At 64.0% G+C, this 1,804-nt stretch carries 2 protein-coding genes; one reads left to right on the top strand and one right to left on the bottom strand.

Annotated elements, in window-relative coordinates:
• The first annotated feature begins 63 nt into the window (after positions 1 to 63).
• Positions 64 to 504, top strand: a complete 441-nt coding sequence (locus EN969_RS29530; RefSeq protein WP_013530641.1) for a hypothetical protein — start codon at positions 64 to 66, stop codon at positions 502 to 504.
• 3 nt (positions 505 to 507) lie between these two features.
• Here the strand turns inward: EN969_RS29530 and EN969_RS29525 are convergent.
• Positions 508 to 1,804, bottom strand: a 1,297-nt coding sequence (locus EN969_RS29525; protein ID WP_164758607.1) for an ABC-F family ATP-binding cassette domain-containing protein, incomplete at its 5' end; no start/stop codon positions are given.

Raw genomic sequence — 1,804 nt, 5'->3', positions numbered from 1 at the left:
GGTAGCTTTGATCCCACCCAGACATCCTGGCCGGCAAAGCGGCGACATTGAGGAGTTCTCCCCATGAAGATTTCATCCGGATTTCGTTCCATAGCGGTTGCCGCCGTCGCCACCGCGAGCATCGGCTTTGCCAGCGCCGCGCATGCCGACAGCGGCACGATCCGCTTCGCCGTCTACAAGGCGGCCTTCTTCGTCGGTGGCTCCGGAGGCGAAGGAACGCTGACCTTCCATGGCCGCCGCTATCCCATCTCGGTCGGCGGCGTCTCGGGCGGTCTCGCCTTCGGCGTCTCCAAGACCTATTTCCGAGGTACCGTGCGCCACATCAAACGTGCGCGGGATGTGACCGGGGTCTACGGTGCGGCGGGCGGTGGCGGCGCGCTTGGCAAAGGGGCTCAGGTGATCGTCATGACCAATGACAAGGGCGCCCAGCTCGAATTGACGGGCAGGCAGGTCGGCCTGCAGGTCAACGCCGACCTCAGCGGCATGAGCATCTCGCTGAGGTAGCCGTTAGCTCCTCAGGCCCGGCGCTTCCTGCCCCGTCCGCTCGACATATTCCGTATAGCCGCCGCCATAGGTGTGGATGCCTTCGGGCGTCAGTTCCAGCACGCGGTTGGAAAGCGCCGCCAGAAAATGCCGGTCGTGCGAGACGAACAGCATGGTGCCCTCATACTGCGAAAGTGCCGTGATCAGCATCTCCTTGGTGGCGATGTCGAGATGGTTGGTCGGCTCGTCCAGCACCAAAAGGTTGGGCGGGTCGAACAGCATCAGCGCCATCACCAGCCGCGCCTTCTCGCCGCCTGACAGCACACGGCATTTCTTCTCGATCTCGTCGCCGGAAAAGCCGAAGCAGCCTGCGAGTGCCCGCAGCGGCGCCTGGCCGGCCTGGGGGAACGCGTCTTCCAGTGTCTGGAACACAGTGCGCTCGCCTTCCAGCACCTCCATGGCGTGCTGGGCGAAATATCCCATCTTGACACTTGGGCCCCGCGCGACCGTGCCGGTATCGGGCTCGGAAGCGCCGGCGACCAGCTTCAGAAGCGTCGATTTGCCGGCGCCGTTGACGCCCATGATGCACCAGCGCTCGCGGCGGCGGACCTGGAAATCGAGCCCCTCATAGATGCTGCGGCTGCCATAGCCCTTGTGGACGTTCTTCAGCGTGACGACATCCTCACCGCAGCGCGGCGCCGGCAGGAAATCGAAGGACACGGTCTGGCGGCGCTTCGGCGGCTCGACGCGGTCGATCTTGTCCAGCTTCTTCACCCGGCTCTGCACCTGCGCGGCATGCGAGGCGCGCGCCTTGAAGCGCTCGATGAAGGCGATCTCCTTGGCCAGCATCGCCTGCTGGCGCTCGAACTGAGCCTGCTGCTGCTTATCGGCGATCGCCCGCTGCTGCTGGTAGAATTCGTAGTTTCCGGAATAGGCGGTCAGCGAACCGGCGTCGATCTCGACCACCTTGTTGACGATGCGGTTCATGAACTCGCGGTCGTGCGAGGTCATCAGCAGCGCGCCATCATAGTTCTTCAGGAAGGATTCCAGCCAGATCAGGCTCTCCAGGTCGAGATGGTTCGACGGCTCGTCGAGCAGCATGGCGTCGGGCCGCATCAACAGGATGCGGGCCAGCGCCACGCGCATCTTCCAGCCGCCGGACAGCTTTCCGACATCGCCGTCCATCATCTCCTGCGAAAAGCCGAGACCGTCCAGCACTTCGCGGGCGCGGCCATCCAGCGCATAACCGTCGAGTTCCTCGAAGCGGTGCTGCGCCTCGCCATATTTTTCGATGATCTCGTCCATCTGGTCGGCCTGCTCG

Origin of the sequence: Mesorhizobium sp. M7A.F.Ca.CA.003.01.2.1, from assembly GCF_003998945.1 — a bacterium.
In the GTDB taxonomy this organism is placed as follows: domain Bacteria; phylum Pseudomonadota; class Alphaproteobacteria; order Rhizobiales; family Rhizobiaceae; genus Mesorhizobium; species Mesorhizobium ciceri.
This window is presented reverse-complemented; position numbering and strand designations above follow the sequence as displayed.